Source organism: uncultured Streptococcus sp. (genome assembly GCF_963518475.1).
Classification (GTDB): Bacteria; Bacillota; Bacilli; order Lactobacillales; family Streptococcaceae; genus Streptococcus.
Map to the genome: position 1 here is coordinate 23,811 of NZ_CAUQJA010000010.1, position 16,921 is coordinate 40,731.

A 16,921-nucleotide genomic window follows, 5' to 3' on the forward strand; every position below is an offset into this window, starting at 1 on the left:
AGTTTTACATCTCTATGCTTATTGGCTTGTATTTTAGTAATTACAAGTTTGGCATAGGGATGTTTTTTGTTTACTGAAGAGGAAAGGATAAGTATGTTTCAAGGTTTGAAATATTTTTAAACTAAACAAGAGCAAATTTTTAAAGGTGATTTTTTCAGAAAATTTTCTAAAACAAACAGAATTTGTTTAACATTTGTTTGAAAATTCTGTAAAATGAATTATTATATCGTTCAAGGAGAATATATATGGAAAAACAGAAAACATTTTTTGGACATCCTATGGGCTTGTCCACCCTCTTCTTTACAGAGATGTGGGAACGCTTTTCTTACTATGGGATGCGAGCTATCCTACTTTACTATATGTACTATAGTGTGCAAGATGGTGGATTGGGGATGGATAAGACCACGGCTGCATCGGTTATGGCGATTTATGGCTCGCTGGTATTTTTGTCCTCGGTTGTCGGCGGTTTTGTCAGTGACCGTATTTTAGGAAGCCGTAAGACTGTCTTTTACGGTGGGATTTTGATTATGCTAGGGCATATTGCTTTGGCAACACCTTTTGGACAAGTGGCTCTCTATCTTTCTATTGCCTTGATTATCTTTGGAACTGGATTTTTAAAACCCAATATCTCAGATATGGTTGGGGGAATTTATGAGAAAGAGGATGATAGACGGGATGCAGGTTTTAGTATCTTTGTCTTTGGTATTAACTTAGGTGCCTTCGTTGCCCCTTATTTAGTAGGTTATCTAGGTCAGGAAGTCAATTTCCATCTAGGTTTCTCATTAGCTGCCATTGGGATGTTCTTTGGTCTGGTGAAGTATGTTTTAGATGGGAAGAAATATCTGCCTGAATCAAGTCTTTACCCCACTGATCCACTTTCACAGAAGGACCAGCAGACCTTGATTAAACGCTTGCTACTTACACTTGTCATGATTATCCTGGTGATTATAGGCTTAGTCTTTACTCACCAATTTAACGTGGATATGATTGTTAATATCTTTACAGTGATTGCGGTAATCATTCCAATCTACTATTTCTTCAAAATTTTATCTAGTCAGAAAATAACTGCTACTGAGAGATCCCGAGTATTTGCCTACATTCCTTTATTTATCGCTGGAGTACTCTTCTGGTCTATTGAGGAGCAGGGGTCTGTTGTTCTCGCTCTATTTGCGGATGATCAAACTCGACTTTACTTTAATGTATTTGGGAATCAGATTCATTTCCCATCTAGCTTTTTCCAAAGTATTAATCCACTTTTCATTATGATTTATGTGCCGATTTTTGCATGGTTGTGGGGGAAAATGGGTAAAAAGCAACCGTCCTCTTCTAAGAAATTTGCTTACGGTTTATTAGCAGCAGGTTTATCCTTCTTGTGGATGATGTTACCAGGGATGCTCTTTGGGACAGATGTTAAGGTCAGTCCTTTCTGGTTGATTATGAGTTGGGCTATTGTGATTGTGGGGGAAATGCTGATTTCGCCTATTGGTCTATCAGTCACTACTAAGCTAGCACCAAAATCCTTCCAAGCACAAATGATGTCTATCTGGTTCTTGAGTAATGCAGCTGCCCAAGCTATCAATGCTCAAATTGTAAAATTTTATACAAGCGAAACTGAAGTGGCTTACTATGGAATTGTTGGAGGAATTACGATTGTATTCGGTATTATCTTACTCTTCTACGTTCCACGTATTGAAAAACTAATGTCTGGTATCAAATAGAGAAAAACTGGAATTTCTGTAGGAATTTTAACAGTTAGATCAATTATTTATTCAAAGGATTTAGTTCTGTATTGTATAGGGCTAAGTCCTTTTAGTTTGATGAAAACTCATGATGTTTATGATATTCCTAGTAGACAACGGTCCACTTTTTTTATATAATAAAACTAAACCTTATTGGTTGAGTTTTAAAGTTATGGATTCAAGCATCGATTAGTCTTTCTAAGGGAGATAATGTCCATTAAAGCATCATAATAGGAGGTGAAGTATGTATCAGCCAGAAAAATTAAAGGCTCGGAGAAAAGAGTTAAAACTGACACAGAAGGAAATTGCAGAGCAACTTGGGATTAGTTTTCAGGCTTACTCGGCTTGGGAACGTGGAGTCAAGGAACCGTCCAAGGAGAAGGTGTCCCAGCTAGAGAACATTTTAAAAGTACCCAAAGGATATTTTACTCAGATCGAGATTGTCCGTCTCTACCATAGCCTCTCCAAGCAAGGGAAGGAGAAGGTTGTTCTCTATGCTCGCAACCTGGTTCAAGAGGAACAAGCCCAGAAAGTGGTGACCATGCCAGAGCGACTTTACGAGTATCGTGTTTATGAACGCATGTCAGCAGGGATTGGAGCTTCGGTCTATGATGATCAGAATTTTGATACGGTTTACTTTAATGAGGAGTTGGCTCATGATTTTGCATCATGGGTGTCTGGGGACTCCATGGAACCTAAATACCAAAATGGTTCAGTAGCTCTGATTCGAGAGACAGGATTTGACTATGACGGGGCGGTTTATGCAGTGGTTTGCAACAACCAGACCTATATCAAACGGGTCTATCGAGAGGAAGATGGCTTGCGTCTAGTCTCTATCAATCCTAAATACAAGGATATTTTCATCTCCTATGAGGAAGATCCTCGGATTGTGGGGATTATCGTTGGGAACTTTGTGCCGATGGAGGGCTAGCCAATGGGCTACTTTGATTATTCCAGAGAGCCCAAAAGTGACATTGCCTTTGTCGATATGAAATCCTTTTATGCTAGTGTTGAGTGCGTGAAAAGGGGCTTACATCCGCTGAAGACCTCGCTTTGTGTCATGAGTCGCGCGGATAATTCAACTGGTCTTATCCTAGCCTCCTCTCCCCTGTTTAAGAAGATTTTTGGCAAGTCAAATGTTGGTCGAGCCTATGATTTGCCCTTTGATATCAAGACCCGCAAATTTTCCTACTATAATGCTAGAAAGCAAGGGCTACCTACCGACTCAGACTATGTTCGCTACATCGAAAATTGGGCTCAAGTTACCTTGATTGTCCCTCCTCGAATGGACGAGTACATTGCAGTCAATATGGAAATCCAGCAAATCTTTCAGAATTATGGCAGTCCAGATGATATTTATCCTTACTCTATCGATGAGGGCTTTATTGACCTAACTAGTTCGCTCAACTATTTCATCCCAGATAAGAGTCTCTCTCGCAAGTATAAGCTGGATATGCTTTCTGCTCGTATTCAGAGGGATATTTGGAGGCAGACAGGGATCTACTCTACAGTGGGCATGTCCAATTCCAATCCCTTACTGGCTAAGTTGGCTCTGGATAATGAGGCCAAGCACACTCCGACTATGAGGGCCAACTGGTCTTACCAGGATGTGGAAGAGAAGGTCTGGGCAATCCCTAAGATGACGGATTTTTGGGGGATTGGCAGGCGGATGGAGAATCGCTTGCATGCTCTGGGGATTTTTTCCATCAAGGAATTGGCAACCAGCAATCCCGACCAGCTAAAGAAAGCTCTGGGTCAGGCTGGTCTGCGTTTGTGGTTTCATGCCAACGGGATTGATGAGAGCAATGTTCATAAGCCCTATAAAGCCAAATCCAAGGGCTTGGGGAATTCTCAAATCTTGCCGAGAGACTACGTGAAGCTACGGGATATTGAAATTATTCTCCGGGAAATGGCGGAGCAGGTGGCTATTAGACTGAGAAGGTCTCGAAAGAAAACAACCCTTGTCTCTATCTATGTCGGTTTCTCTAAACAGGAGGCTAGGTCGTCTATTCACACACAAATGAAGGTCGAACCTACCAATAATACAGCTGTCTTAACGAATTATGTTTTGAAGTTATTTCATAGCAAATACACTTCAGGAGCAGTCAGAAGTGTCGGAGTAAACTATTCAGGCTTTGTAGACGAGTCCTTTGGTTTGATATCTCTCTTTGATGATGTTGATAAGTTAGAAAAAGAAGAAAGGCTCCAGACGGCCATTGACTCCATTCGGGAACAATTTGGTTTCACTTCCCTTTTAAGAGCCAATGCACTGGAAGAAGCCTCTAGGAGTCTTGCCAGAAGCAAACTGATTGGAGGACATTCTGCTGGAGGATTAGATGGATTAAAATGATTGATCGTTCTTATTTACCGTTTCAATCTGCGCGAGATTATCAAGATCCAGGTATGCAGAAGTGGATGGGATTTTACCTCTCAGAACACACCAGTTCGCTCAGTGAAGAAAAAAACCGTGTTTATTTTTCGATAGATTTGGACCCAGTTGAGAAACTACATTTACTTTCTCAGCTTTATATTAGCCAACTGAAGGGAAGTTTTGTGGTCAAGGAAAAGAGGCAGAAGGCGACTATCATCGGTGAGGTGAGGGAGTTATCACATCAGACTCTATCTATTAGAACAAACGAGGGATATAGGTTGATAGAGGTTGCAGATATCCTAGAAATTCGGCTGTGGGAGGAGGGAGTTTATGACTAGAAAAGAGCTGTATGAAAACAAACTGCAGATGGATTATTTTTCAGATAACTATATTCATTTTGAAGAGGATTTTCAAAAATACTCTGCCATGAACGTACCCTTGACTTTCTTGATTGATGACATTCTACGAACCATGGCGATGAATCAGAAAAACTACTTTGTCTTAAACAAGGAAAATGCCAAGGATGGGCGGGAGCATCGCTTTTATTTTAGGGTGGTAACGGAAAAAGCGTGTCCCAGAAATAGGACCTATACATACTCAGGAGTCAAGAATAGCAATCAGTAGTGCCTTGTCTGCTATGAATGTATCATTTTTACAACACTTCATGGTTCATATCATGGGGTGTTTTTCTATTTAAGTCAAAGCTTATCAAAAAATCTCACTATTCATTAGGCTAAAGGAAACCTAATCATAGTGAGATTGTGAATTATAGTAGTTTTTGTATTGTCTCTTCAATTTGTTTTGGGTCTGTTTTGGAAGAGAAGCGTTCAAAGACCTGCCCATCACGACCGATGAGAAATTTAGCGAAATTCCATTCGATTCGTTTTCCCAGTGGGCCAGATTTCTGGTCTTTCAACCAAACATAGAGAGGATCTGCTTCCTTACCGTTGACCTTGACCTTTGCAAGACGTGGGAAGGTGGTTTGATAGTGTAGGCTACAGAAACTATTTATTTCCTCTGCGCTACCGGGTGCTTGTCCCATAAACTGATTGCAAGGGAAGTCTAAAATCTCAAATCCCTGATCTTGATAGCGGTCATAGAGTTCTTGAAGTCCTTGGTATTGGGGCGTTAAACCACATCCGGTAGCAGTATTGACAATCAAGAGAACCTTACCAAGATAGGCATCTAGGGGAGTTTCTTGCTTGTCTTGATTCAAGACTGAAAAATCGTAGATTGAGGTCATTGATTGCTTTTCTCCTTCTGCTTGGTATGTTTAGGAGTTTTTTCCTCCTGTAGGGATAGAAATCCGTAGGTCAGGGTTCCAAAAATGCTACCGATAATCAGGCCATACATCAGTAAAGGAACACTTTTATCGAATTGCATGAGCAGCTTCACAAAATCTGGAAGTGACATCTGCTGAACGAAGACTTTATGAAAGATGAGTAGGATAAAGAGGCCAATCTGAAGGCCAATAAACACAACCCAGCTTCGGAATTTGATTTGGCCTTTGCTGTAGGTTTTGAGGATGATTTCTGACTTGTCATCTTTTTCCAGATGGAGTTCTTTGACGGCTCTTTGAGTTTTTAAAGTAATGAAAAAAATGAGTCCAGAGTATACGTAGGGCATGGCATAGCGAACGATTTCTATGAAGCGTCCAAATAACAGATAAAACAAGAAGAGGAAGAAGGAAGAATAAACGATTTGGATCATGGAACGGGCACAAGCCTTGTAGATAATCTCTTGCCGGCATTCATCAAAAGGGCCTTGGATATGAAAGAGATTTCGGAGTAGGCGAGTGGTTAAGTCTTCTTTTTTCATGCTAGTAACCTCCTAAGTGAGCGGTTTTACTGACTTTCTTTTACGAATTGATAGAGATAATAAAGATAAGTGACGGAAGAAAGGCTCGCGATAGTCAGCAGTAAATAATAATTCCAATTGCCTGAGACGAGCATCAGTTGTGGTAAAGATAGAATCATAAAGTACAGTGCTAAGTTAAGTGTGCGCGTTTTTGGGGAGTCAATCTTTAGATAAGTCAGTCCTTTGTTAAGTGCTAGAATAAAGACTAGCACGAGGAATGTCTCGTCGATTGGCAAGTTCCCTGAAATGATGATGAAGATGAGCAGGGAACTGAAGAAAAGATGATAGGTCAGTAAAGTTAGTAATGATTTCATAGGTACCTCCTAATCCTGGTCTTTTTTAGCTCTTGCAATACGAAGTGAGTCGACAATATGTATCATCACTCCGAAAAAGAAAGCTCCCAGTATAGTTTTAAAAATATGTTTTGTATTTAGAAGAGAACTGATAAAACTTGGATTTTCACTTGTTAGGGTATCACTGAGTGGAATTATAAAAAATATCACCGTTCCATAAATCGAACCTGCTTTCAGACCAGAATAAGGTAACTGTTTCTTTTCTTTTTTCATGAGTTTCCTCCTAATCATTATCCTGATCTTTCTTAGCTTTTGCAATGCGACGGGAGATGATAATCTGTATAACCACTCCAAAGAAGACAGACTGGAGGATACTTGAAAAAATATTTTTAAAAGCGAGAAGAGACTGAAGATAGTCCTGACTCTCACCTAGCAGTATATGGAGAAGAGGCGTTAAAAAAAACATCCATAGACCAAAGAACAAACCAGCTTTCAGACCAGGGTAGTGTAGTTGCTTACTTTCTTTCTCACTCAGCATATCTGGTTCAATAGTTGTAATCCCTGTTTTTTGCATTTGGTATGTGAGATATCCAGCAACGATGAGGGCAATCACTAAAATCAGAGGAGGATAGACCAGAGCCACTAGTTGAGGAAATTTATAGGCTAGAAGGAGTGGAATAAGATTTCCGAAAATCATCAGATAAAAGAGGATGATAAAGACTTGGTTACCAATACGATCGGCCTCACGCCGTTTGTATTCGTCAAGGGGACCAGAAATACCGTATGTGCGTTTGATCAGTTTTTCAGTAAAGGTTTCTTTTTTCATGAGTTGGCTCCTTTTTTAAAAATCATCCTCCCAAAAGAGACTGTTGAGGTCAGTTTGGAGGCTGCGGGCGAGATTGAGACAGAGTTCCAGAGTCGGATTGTACTTGTCGTTCTCAATCATATTGATGGTTTGTCTCGAGACACCGATATCCTTGGCGAGCTCGAGCTGGGAAATGCCCAGTTCCTTGCGAAATTCTTTCACACGGTTCATCTGTTCTCCTTTCTGATTTATGTCGTATATATTTGACTATATTATATTCTTCTATGGAGTAGATGTCAAGCATATTTGACATATTTCTTAAAGAAATCTTACTTTTTTTGACCTATTTGTCTGACTAGTGCAAGCTAGTCGGATTTGTGGTAAAATAGATAGGATATGACAAAAGAATTTCATCATGTAACGGTCTTACTCCACGAAACGATTGATATGCTCGACGTAAAGCCTGATGGTATCTACGTTGATGCGACTTTAGGTGGAGCGGGCCATAGCGAATATTTATTAAGTAAGTTAAGTGAAAAAGGCCATCTCTATGCCTTTGACCAGGACCAGAATGCCATTGATAATGCGCAAAAACGCTTGGCACCCTACATTGAAAAGGGAATGGTGACCTTTATCAAGGATAACTTCCGTCATTTACAGGCACGTTTGCGCGAAGCTGGTGTTCAGGAAATTGATGGAATTTGTTATGACTTGGGAGTGTCTAGTCCTCAATTGGACCAGCGTGAGCGTGGTTTTTCTTATAAAAAGGATGCGCCCCTGGACATGCGGATGAATCAGGAAGCTAGTCTGACAGCCTATGAAGTGGTGAACCACTATGACTATCATGACTTGGTTCGAATTTTCTTCAAGTATGGCGAGGATAAATTCTCTAAACAGATTGCGCGTAAGATTGAACAAGCACGTGAAGTCAAGCCAATCGAGACAACGACTGAGTTAGCAGAAATTATCAAGTCGGCCAAACCTGCCAAGGAGCTCAAGAAGAAGGGCCATCCTGCCAAGCAGATTTTCCAGGCTATTCGAATTGAAGTCAATGATGAACTGGGAGCGGCAGATGAGTCCATCCAGCAGGCCATGGAGATGTTGGCTCTAGATGGTAGAATTTCAGTGATTACCTTCCATTCGCTAGAAGACCGCTTGACCAAGCAATTGTTCAAGGAAGCTTCAACGGTTGAAGTTCCAAAAGGCTTGCCTTTCATCCCAGATGATCTCAAGCCCAAGATGGAATTGGTATCCCGTAAGCCAATCTTGCCAAGTGCAGAAGAATTAGAAGCCAATAACCGCTCGCACTCAGCTAAGTTGCGTGTGGCCAGAAAAATTCACAAGTAAGAGGAAAAAATGGTAGATAAAAAAGAAACAACCAGTCAATTCTTGCAGAATCGTATAAAAAAATTCTCACGTGTGGAGAAGGCTTTTTATCTTTCCATTGCGTTTACGGCTCTCGTCTTAGCAGTGAGCATTATCTTTATGCAGACACGACTCTTGCAAGTGCAAAGTGATTTGACAAAAATCAATGCGCAGATAGAGGAAAAGAAGACAGAGCTCGATGATGCTAAGCAGGAAGTGAATGAATTGATTCGTTCAGAGCGCTTGAAAGAGATTGCAGATAAAAAAGATTTGAAATTGAATAATGAAAACATCCGAACAGCGGAGTAAGATATGAAATGGACAGAAAAAATAACCCGATTTGCGATAAAAAATCGTAAATCTCCAGCAAAAAACCGTAGGATAGTTGGCAAGTACCTCAGCTTTGTAGCTGTTGCCCTTTTCGCCCTCTTTTTGGCCAATTTTGCGTATATTATCGCAAAAGGTAATATATTTGGTACTGACTTAGTAAAAGAAGCTAAAAAGGTTCACCAAACAACTCGAACAGTACCTGCAAAACGTGGGACCATCTATGACCGTAATGGAGTCCCCATCGCTGAAGATGCAACCTCCTATAACGTATATGCTGTCATTGATAAAAAATACAAGTCGGCAACGGGGAAAATTCTTTATGTAGAGGATTCTCAGTTTAATAAGGTAGCAGAAGTTTTCCATAAATATTTGGATATGGATGAATCTTATGTAAAAGAGCAATTGGCTCAACCAAATCTGACTCAAGTTTCTTTTGGTGCAAAAGGGAATGGAATTACCTATGCCAATATGATGGCTATTAAAAAAGATTTGAAAGATGCTAGTGTGGAAGGGATTGACTTTACAACTAGCCCTAACAGAAGCTATCCAAATGGACAATTTGCTTCTAGCTTTATTGGCTTAGCCCAACTTCATGAAAATGAGGATGGTAGTAAGAGTTTGTTAGGGACTTCTGGTTTGGAGAGTTCTTTAAATACCATTCTTGCTGGGACAGACGGTATTATTACCTATGAAAAAGACCGTGTAGGAAATATCGTACCAGGTACAGAACTGGTATCGCAACAAACTGTGGATGGCAAGGATGTTTATACAACATTGTCTAGTCCGCTACAATCTTTCATGGAAACTCAGATGGATGCCTTTCTAGAAAAAGTAAAAGGTAAGTATATGACCGCGACCTTGGTCAGTGCAAAGACCGGTGAAATTCTCGCTACCACCCAACGACCTACCTTTAATGCAGATACTAAAGAAGGAATCACTGAGGACTTTGTTTGGCGTGATATTCTTTATCAAAGTAACTATGAACCAGGATCAGCCATGAAGGTTATGACGTTAGCTTCTTCTATTGATAACAATACCTTCCCAAGTGGAGAATACTTCAATAGCAGTGAATTAAAAATAGCGGATGCGACGATTCGAGATTGGGATGTTAATGATGGTTTGACTACTGGTGGGATGATGACTTTCTCACAAGGTTTCGCTCACTCCAGTAATGTTGGAATGAGTCTACTTGAACAAAAAATGGGAGATACTACTTGGTTGGATTATCTAAACCGCTTTAAATTTGGGGTCCCAACTCGCTTTGGTTTGACAGATGAATACGCTGGCCAACTTCCAGCTGATAATATTGTCAATATTGCCATGAGTGCATTTGGTCAGGGGATTTCTGTAACGCAGACCCAGATGCTACGTGCTTTTACAGCCATTGCCAATGATGGTGTTATGTTAGAGCCGAAATTTATCAGTGCCCTTTATGACCCTAATGATCAATCTGTTCGTAAATCTCAAAAAGAGGTTGTCGGAAATCCTGTATCGAAAGAAGCGGCTGGCCAAACTCGGACTCACATGGTCTTGGTAGGAACGGATCCTAGATATGGAACTATGTATAATCATAGTACAGGAAAAGCAACTGTCAATGTTCCAGGTCAAAATGTAGCCCTCAAGTCTGGTACAGCCCAAATCGCTGACGAGAAAAATGGAGGCTACTTAGTTGGTTCGACCAATTACATTTTCTCGGTTGTGGCTATGAACCCTGCTGAAAATCCTGATTTTATCTTGTATGTAACGGTTCAACAACCTGAACATTATTCAGGTATTCCGCTTGGGGAGTTTACTAATCCAATCCTTGAGAGAGCTTCAGCTATGAAAGAATCTCTCAATCTTCAATCTCCAGCCAAGAATTTAGATCAAGTGACGACAGAATCTTCTTATGCAATGCCTAGCATCAAGGATATTTCACCTGGTGATTTGGCGGAAGCCTTACGCCGAAATATTGTGCAACCAATCGTTGTAGGTACTGGAACAAAGATTAAAGAATCATCTGTAGAAGAAGGGACCAATCTTGCACCAAACCAACAAGTTCTCCTTTTATCGGATAAGGTAGAAGAAATTCCAGACATGTATGGCTGGAAAAAAGAGACTGCTGAAACCTTTGCTAAATGGTTGGATATTGAGTTGGAATTTGAAGGTTCAGGTTCCGTCGTTCAGAAGCAAGATGTTCGGACTAATACAGCTATCAAAAACATTAAAAAAATTAAATTAACTTTAGGAGACTAATATGTTTATTTCCATTAGTGCTGGAATTGTGACATTTTTACTAACTTTGGTAGGAATTCCAGCCTTTATCCAATTTTATAGAAAAGCGCAAATTACAGGCCAGCAGATGCATGAGGATGTCAAACAGCACCAGGCAAAAGCTGGGACTCCTACAATGGGAGGTTTGGTTTTCTTAATTGCTTCTGTTTTAGTTGCTTTCTTTTTCGCCCTATTTAGTAATCAACTCAGCAATAATGTTGGTATGATTTTATTTATCTTGGTTCTTTATGGTTTAATCGGATTTTTAGATGACTTCCTCAAGGTCTTCCGTAAAATCAATGAGGGCCTTAATCCCAAACAGAAATTGGCTCTTCAGCTTCTAGGTGGCGTCATTTTCTACCTTTTCTATGAGCGTGGTGGCGATATGCTTTCTGTCTTTGGTTACCAAGTACATCTAGGGATTTTCTATATTGTCTTCGCTCTTTTCTGGCTAGTCGGTTTTTCAAACGCAGTAAACTTGACAGACGGTATTGACGGTTTAGCTAGTATTTCCGTTGTAATTAGTTTGTCTGCTTATGGAGTTATTGCCTATGTGCAAGGTCAGATGGATATTCTTCTAGTGATTCTTGCCATGATTGGTGGTTTGCTTGGTTTCTTCGTCTTTAACCATAAGCCTGCTAAGGTCTTTATGGGAGATGTGGGAAGTTTGGCTCTCGGTGGAATGCTGGCAGCTATCTCTATGGCCCTCCACCAAGAATGGACTCTCTTGATTATCGGAATTGTTTATGTTTTTGAAACAACTTCGGTTATGATGCAAGTAAGTTACTTCAAACTGACAGGTGGCAAACGTATTTTCCGTATGACGCCTGTGCATCACCATTTTGAGCTTGGAGGATTGTCTGGTAAGGGAAGTCCTTGGAGCGAGTGGAAGGTTGACTTCTTCTTTTGGGGAGTGGGGCTTCTAGCAAGTCTCTTAACCCTAGCAATTTTATATTTGATGTAAGAATGGCACCCTGATGTTCAGTTTCAGGGTGTTTTTGCATTCTAAAAAATATTGGTCAATTAAAGTCAAATCTCTTGACCTTTTCTGACTAATGTAGTATATTATGAACGTAAGGTAAATGAAAGCCTTACTCGAACGCTTATACTCAATGAAAATCAAAGAGCAAACTAGGAAGCTAGCTGCAGGTTGCTCAAAACACTGTTTTGAGGTTGCAGATAGAGCTGACGTGGTTTGAAGAGATTTTCGAAGAGTATTATTTAAAGTAAAATAGAAAGAGGTGGGGTCTATGTTTAATCTAGAAATCTTCAGAAGTAAAGATAGTCTACTCCTGCTTGAAAAAGAAAAACCAGAAATAGTACGTAGAGTAGCGATTTAGCTAGTCTAAATTTTTTAAAACAAAGGTCAAAGATAGTCAATATCAGTAATAATAAATAATAAAAAGAGGTAAAGAATATGAACAACAACTTTAATAATTTTAACAACATGGATGATTTATTTAACCAATTGATGGGTGGTATGCGAGGATATAGTTCTGAAAATCGTCGTTACTTGATTAATGGACGTGAAGTGACACCTGAGGAATTTGCTCACTATCGTGCGACTGGTCAATTACCAGGAAATGCAGAAGTTGATGGAAAAATGCCACAACAGGCATCAGGTATGAAACAAGACGGTGTCCTTGCAAAACTAGGTCGAAACTTGACTGCAGAAGCGCGTGAGGGCAAGCTGGATCCTGTTATCGGACGAAACAAGGAAATTCAAGAAACATCTGAAATTCTTTCACGTCGTACCAAGAATAATCCTGTTTTGGTCGGAGACGCAGGTGTTGGTAAGACAGCAGTTGTCGAAGGTCTAGCACAAGCCATTGTGAATGGTGATGTTCCAGCTGCTATTAAGAATAAGGAAATTATTTCCATTGATATCTCAGGTCTTGAGGCTGGCACTCAATATCGCGGTAGTTTTGAAGAAAACGTTCAAAACCTAGTAAATGAAGTGAAAGAAGCAGGGGATATTATTCTCTTCTTTGATGAAATTCACCAAATTCTCGGCGCTGGTAGCACTGGTGGAGACAGTGGTTCTAAGGGGCTTGCGGATATTCTCAAGCCAGCCCTCTCTCGTGGTGAATTGACAGTGATTGGGGCAACGACTCAAGACGAATACCGTAACACTATCTTGAAGAATGCAGCTCTTGCTCGTCGTTTCAACGAAGTCAAGGTCAATGCTCCTTCAGCAGAGGATACTTTTAAAATCCTTCAAGGAATTCGTGATCTCTATCAACAACACCACAATGTCATCTTGCCAGACGAGGTCTTGAAAGCAGCAGTGGATTATTCTGTACAATACATTCCTCAACGTAGCTTGCCAGATAAGGCTATCGACCTTGTCGATGTTACGGCGGCTCACTTAGCAGCTCAGCATCCAGTAACAGATGTTCATGCTGTTGAACGTGAAATTGAGGCAGAAAAAGACAAGCAAGAAAAAGCAGTTGAGGCAGAAGATTTTGAAGCAGCTCTAAACTATAAAACACGCATTGCAGAATTGGAAAAGAAAATCGAAAACCACACAGAAGATATGAAAGTGACTGCAAGTGTCAACGATGTGGCTGAGTCTGTAGAACGAATGACCGGTATTCCAGTGTCACAAATGGGAGCATCAGACATCGAACGTTTGAAAGATATGTCTCATCGTCTGCAAGATAAGGTAATCGGTCAAGATAAGGCAGTTGAAGCTGTAGCTCGTGCTATCCGTCGTAATCGTGCTGGTTTTGATGAAGGTAATCGCCCAATCGGTAGCTTCCTCTTTGTAGGACCTACTGGGGTTGGTAAGACAGAACTTGCTAAGCAATTGGCGCTGGATATGTTTGGAACTAAAGAGGCCATCATCCGTTTGGATATGTCTGAATACAGTGACCGCACAGCCGTTTCTAAGCTAATTGGTACAACAGCAGGCTATGTGGGTTATGATGACAATAGCAATACCTTGACAGAACGTGTCCGTCGCAATCCATACTCTATCATTCTCTTGGATGAAATTGAAAAGGCTGATCCTCAAGTGATTACTCTTCTCCTCCAAGTTCTAGATGATGGTCGTTTGACAGATGGTCAAGGAAATACAGTAAACTTCAAGAACACTGTCATTATTGCGACATCAAATGCTGGATTTGGTTATGAAGCTAACTTGACAGAAGATGCAGATAAACCAGAATTGATGGATCGTTTGAAACCATTCTTCCGCCCAGAATTCCTTAACCGCTTCAACGCAGTTATCGAGTTCTCACACTTGACCAAGGAAGACCTTTCTAAGATTGTAGATTTGATGTTGGCTGAAGTTAACCAAACCTTGGCTAAGAAAGACATTGATTTGGTAGTCAGTCAAGCGGCTAAAGACCATATCACAGAAGAAGGCTATGATGAAGTTATGGGTGTTCGTCCGCTTCGCCGCGTGGTTGAACAAGAAATTCGTGATAAGGTGACAGACTTCCATTTGGATCACCTAGATGCCAAACATCTGGAAGCAGATATGGAAGACGGTGGTTTAGTTATTCGTGAAAAAGCCTAATACTCTTCGAAAATCAAATTCAAACCACGTCAACGTCGCCTTGCCGTAGGTATGGTTACTGACTTCGTCAGTTCTATCCACAACCTCAAAACACTGTTTTGAGCAACCTGCGGCTAGTTTCCTAGTTTGCTCTTTGATTTTCATTGAGTATAAGACAAAATTTTGAGAATAAAAAGAAGGAGCCAGCTAAAAAGCCGGTTCCTTTTTTGTGTTTAGATGACATGACGCTCAAAGGCATCATCTGAAATCCCTTGTTCTAGGATGAGTTTAGCCCATTCTTTAGCAGAAAAGAGGCTGTGGTCCTTATAGTTTCCGCAAGATTCGATGGTTGTACCAGGGACGTCTTCCCAAGTAGTAGTTTCAGCGATTTCCTTGAGCGAATCCTTGATAACAGCTGCGATTTCAGCACTAGTGTGACGTCCCCACATAATCATGTGGAAGCCTGTGCGGCAACCAAATGGTGAACAGTCAATCATACCGTCAATTCGGGTACGGATGAGTTTGGCTAAGAGGTGCTCGATAGTGTGAAGGCCAGCGGTAGGGATAGAGTCTTTGTTTGGTTGTACCAAGCGAATATCATAATTGGAGATAACGTCTCCCTTTGGTCCTGTTTCTTCCCCAATCAAGCGAACATAGGGTGCTTTAACAATGGTGTGGTCAAGTTCAAAACTTTCAACAATAACTTCTTTTGACATGGTAAATCCTTTCAGTTTTCTTCTTTCATTATAACACAAAGCTGGCTCCTGAGATAGAGAGAAAACCTCTCCAAGAGTGGAGAGGTTGAAATCTTTATTTACGATACAAGCGGTCGTATTGGTAGTAAGGGTCAAAGGTTACATTGATACCCAGTTTGCGAAGGACATTCTTGTCTTCATCGGTTAAGATGATGGTTGAGTGGGCTTCGCTTCCTTTGAGGTTGCCAAGCTCTTCCATAGCACGAGCAGCATCAGGATTTTCTGTAGCTGTGATAGCAAGTGCAATCAGGATTTCATTTGAATGAAGGCGTGGATTGCGGCTACCTAGATGATCGATTTTAAGACCTTGGATTGGTTTGACAAGTTCAGGTTCGATGAGTTTTACTTCTTTAGCAATGTCAGCTGATTTCTTGATAGCGTTGATAAGAGCAGCAGCTGTTGGGCCAAAGAGCTCTGAGTTCTTACCGGTCACGATTTCCCCATTTGGCAATTCAAGGGCAAGGGCTGGTCCGCCAGTTTCTTCTGCCTTTTGACGAGCGACGACAGCGACCTTACGGTCTGCAGGTGTGATGCCGAGGTCGTTCATGAGCAACTCGATTTTCTTAACAGCAGCTTCGCCAACTTTTTCAGCTTTAAAATCAAGAACAGTTTGATAGTAGCGACGGATGATTTCTTGTTTAGAAGCTTCGACAGCAGCCCCGTCATCTGTAATAGCGAAACCAACCATGTTGACCCCCATGTCTGTCGGTGAAGCGTATGGAGATTCACCGAGAATACGTTCCAACATGCGCTTGAGCACTGGGAAGATTTCGATATCACGGTTGTAGTTGACAGTAGTTTCTTCGTAGGTTTGGAGATGGAAGGGGTCAATCATGTTAACATCATCAAGGTCTGCTGTGGCAGCCTCATAGGCCAAATTGACTGGGTGATGAAGGGGAAGATTCCAAACTGGGAAGGTTTCAAATTTAGCGTAGCCAGACTTGATACCATTGATTTGGTCGTGGTACATATTGGACATACAGGTTGCCAATTTTCCAGAACCAGGTCCAGGAGCGGTTACGACGATCAAGTTACGACTGGTTTTGATATAGTCGTTTTTCCCCATACCTTCTGGAGAAATGATGTGATCCATATCTGTTGGATATCCTTTGATTGGATAGTGAAGATAAGAATCAATTCCGTTTTTCTCAAGTTGGTTGCGGAAGGCATCTGCAGCTGGTTGGCCAGCGTACTGTGTGATGACAACGGAACCAACAAAAATCCCTAATTCATTAAATTTGTCAATCAAGCGAAGAACTTCTTGGTCATAAGAAATGCCCAAGTCACCACGTGCTTTGGAATGCTCGATATTACTTGCATTAATAGCAATCACAACCTCAACCTGTTCTTTCAATTCTTGCAAGAGCTTGATTTTGTTGTCAGGCTCATAACCAGGAAGGACACGAGCAGCGTGGAAATCTTCTAACATTTTTCCACCAAACTCTAAGTAGAGCTTGCCGTCGAATTGATTGATACGCTCTAAAATATGGTCACGTTGTAGATTCAAATATTGTTCAGAACTAAAAGCTTGTTTTTTCATTTTTTTACCTCTGACCTCTATTATAATAAAAAATTGGAAGTTAGGAAACTATGGAGTTAAAAAAGGAAGTAAAAAGATTAGGCAAACGCTTGCACAAAAATTAGAAAAGCG

18 protein-coding genes are annotated in these 16,921 nt (G+C 40.8%); 10 read left to right on the top strand and 8 right to left on the bottom strand.

Translation table 11 applies throughout. From position 1 onward, the window contains the following. The first annotated feature begins 308 nt into the window (after nucleotides 1-308). From RYK12_RS05395 to RYK12_RS05415, 5 genes are all read left to right on the top strand, one after another. Complete coding sequence (locus RYK12_RS05395; RefSeq protein WP_399555439.1) at nucleotides 309-1,718, top strand: peptide MFS transporter; 1,410 nt, start codon at nucleotides 309-311, stop codon at nucleotides 1,716-1,718. A gap of 265 nt (nucleotides 1,719-1,983) precedes the next feature. Further along, nucleotides 1,984-2,670 (top strand): XRE family transcriptional regulator, encoded by a 687-nt coding sequence (locus RYK12_RS05400; RefSeq protein ID WP_261057148.1) that lies wholly within the window; start codon nucleotides 1,984-1,986, stop codon nucleotides 2,668-2,670. 3 nt (nucleotides 2,671-2,673) lie between these two features. Next, on the top strand, nucleotides 2,674-4,089 hold the full coding sequence (locus RYK12_RS05405) for a Y-family DNA polymerase (RefSeq protein ID WP_314847518.1): 1,416 nt from the start codon (nucleotides 2,674-2,676) through the stop codon (nucleotides 4,087-4,089). Then, nucleotides 4,086-4,448 carry a hypothetical protein gene (locus tag RYK12_RS05410; protein ID WP_314847520.1) on the top strand — a complete coding sequence of 121 codons (363 nt, stop codon included), beginning with the start codon at nucleotides 4,086-4,088 and terminating at the stop codon, nucleotides 4,446-4,448. The genes RYK12_RS05405 and RYK12_RS05410 overlap by 4 nt, the downstream gene beginning before the upstream one ends. Further along, nucleotides 4,441-4,734 carry a DUF5960 family protein gene (locus RYK12_RS05415; RefSeq protein WP_261023093.1) on the top strand — a complete coding sequence of 98 codons (294 nt, stop codon included), beginning with the start codon at nucleotides 4,441-4,443 and terminating at the stop codon, nucleotides 4,732-4,734. Before RYK12_RS05410 ends, RYK12_RS05415 begins: the two co-directional genes overlap by 8 nt. 142 nt (nucleotides 4,735-4,876) lie before the next feature. Here RYK12_RS05415 and RYK12_RS05420 read toward each other — a convergent pair whose 3' ends face one another. The 6 genes from RYK12_RS05420 to RYK12_RS05445 are packed head-to-tail and all read right to left on the bottom strand — an operon-like array spanning nucleotide 4,877 to nucleotide 7,296. Continuing rightward, nucleotides 4,877-5,353 (bottom strand): glutathione peroxidase, encoded by a 477-nt coding sequence (locus RYK12_RS05420; RefSeq protein WP_314847523.1) that lies wholly within the window; start codon nucleotides 5,351-5,353, stop codon nucleotides 4,877-4,879. Next, nucleotides 5,350-5,928 (bottom strand): DUF3278 domain-containing protein, encoded by a 579-nt coding sequence (locus RYK12_RS05425; protein ID WP_314847526.1) that lies wholly within the window; start codon nucleotides 5,926-5,928, stop codon nucleotides 5,350-5,352. The genes RYK12_RS05420 and RYK12_RS05425 overlap by 4 nt, the downstream gene beginning before the upstream one ends. Before the next feature lie 26 nt (nucleotides 5,929-5,954). Beyond that, a complete protein-coding gene (locus RYK12_RS05430; RefSeq protein WP_314847528.1) occupies nucleotides 5,955-6,281 on the bottom strand; it encodes a hypothetical protein in 327 nt (108 codons plus the stop codon). 9 nt (nucleotides 6,282-6,290) lie between these two features. Then, a complete protein-coding gene (locus tag RYK12_RS05435; protein ID WP_314847530.1) occupies nucleotides 6,291-6,533 on the bottom strand; it encodes a hypothetical protein in 243 nt (80 codons plus the stop codon). Between the two features lie 10 nt (nucleotides 6,534-6,543). Further along, nucleotides 6,544-7,086 (bottom strand): DUF3278 domain-containing protein, encoded by a 543-nt coding sequence (locus RYK12_RS05440; protein ID WP_314847532.1) that lies wholly within the window; start codon nucleotides 7,084-7,086, stop codon nucleotides 6,544-6,546. A 15-nt stretch (nucleotides 7,087-7,101) separates the two neighbouring features. Beyond that, nucleotides 7,102-7,296 carry a helix-turn-helix transcriptional regulator gene (locus RYK12_RS05445; RefSeq protein WP_001082470.1) on the bottom strand — a complete coding sequence of 65 codons (195 nt, stop codon included), beginning with the start codon at nucleotides 7,294-7,296 and terminating at the stop codon, nucleotides 7,102-7,104. Nucleotides 7,297-7,461: 165 nt separating this feature from the next. Between RYK12_RS05445 and rsmH the strand changes: the two genes are divergently transcribed. The 5 genes from rsmH (at nucleotide 7,462) to RYK12_RS05470 (ending at nucleotide 14,536) form a co-directional block, all read left to right on the top strand. Further along, nucleotides 7,462-8,412: a 16S rRNA (cytosine(1402)-N(4))-methyltransferase RsmH gene (rsmH, locus tag RYK12_RS05450; protein ID WP_049551041.1), complete on the top strand. Its 951-nt coding sequence runs from the start codon at nucleotides 7,462-7,464 to the stop codon at nucleotides 8,410-8,412. A 9-nt stretch (nucleotides 8,413-8,421) separates the two neighbouring features. Beyond that, nucleotides 8,422-8,739: a cell division protein FtsL gene (gene ftsL, locus RYK12_RS05455; protein ID WP_000227824.1), complete on the top strand. Its 318-nt coding sequence runs from the start codon at nucleotides 8,422-8,424 to the stop codon at nucleotides 8,737-8,739. Nucleotides 8,740-8,742: 3 nt separating this feature from the next. Beyond that, nucleotides 8,743-10,995 carry a penicillin-binding protein PBP2X gene (gene pbp2X, locus RYK12_RS05460; protein ID WP_314847537.1) on the top strand — a complete coding sequence of 751 codons (2,253 nt, stop codon included), beginning with the start codon at nucleotides 8,743-8,745 and terminating at the stop codon, nucleotides 10,993-10,995. Nucleotide 10,996: 1 nt separating this feature from the next. Further along, nucleotides 10,997-11,977, top strand: a complete 981-nt coding sequence (gene mraY, locus RYK12_RS05465; protein WP_314847540.1) for a phospho-N-acetylmuramoyl-pentapeptide-transferase — start codon at nucleotides 10,997-10,999, stop codon at nucleotides 11,975-11,977. Between the two features lie 453 nt (nucleotides 11,978-12,430). After that, nucleotides 12,431-14,536 carry an ATP-dependent Clp protease ATP-binding subunit gene (locus RYK12_RS05470; protein WP_314847543.1) on the top strand — a complete coding sequence of 702 codons (2,106 nt, stop codon included), beginning with the start codon at nucleotides 12,431-12,433 and terminating at the stop codon, nucleotides 14,534-14,536. 212 nt (nucleotides 14,537-14,748) lie between these two features. On the opposite strand, the gene RYK12_RS05475 is transcribed toward RYK12_RS05470, so the two are convergent. Both RYK12_RS05475 and RYK12_RS05480 read right to left on the bottom strand, forming a co-directional pair. Next, nucleotides 14,749-15,231, bottom strand: a complete 483-nt coding sequence (locus RYK12_RS05475) for an S-ribosylhomocysteine lyase (protein ID WP_314847545.1) — start codon at nucleotides 15,229-15,231, stop codon at nucleotides 14,749-14,751. 94 nt (nucleotides 15,232-15,325) lie between these two features. After that, nucleotides 15,326-16,810 (bottom strand): DUF1846 domain-containing protein, encoded by a 1,485-nt coding sequence (locus RYK12_RS05480; protein WP_314847547.1) that lies wholly within the window; start codon nucleotides 16,808-16,810, stop codon nucleotides 15,326-15,328. Between the last annotated feature and the right edge of the window lie 111 nt (nucleotides 16,811-16,921).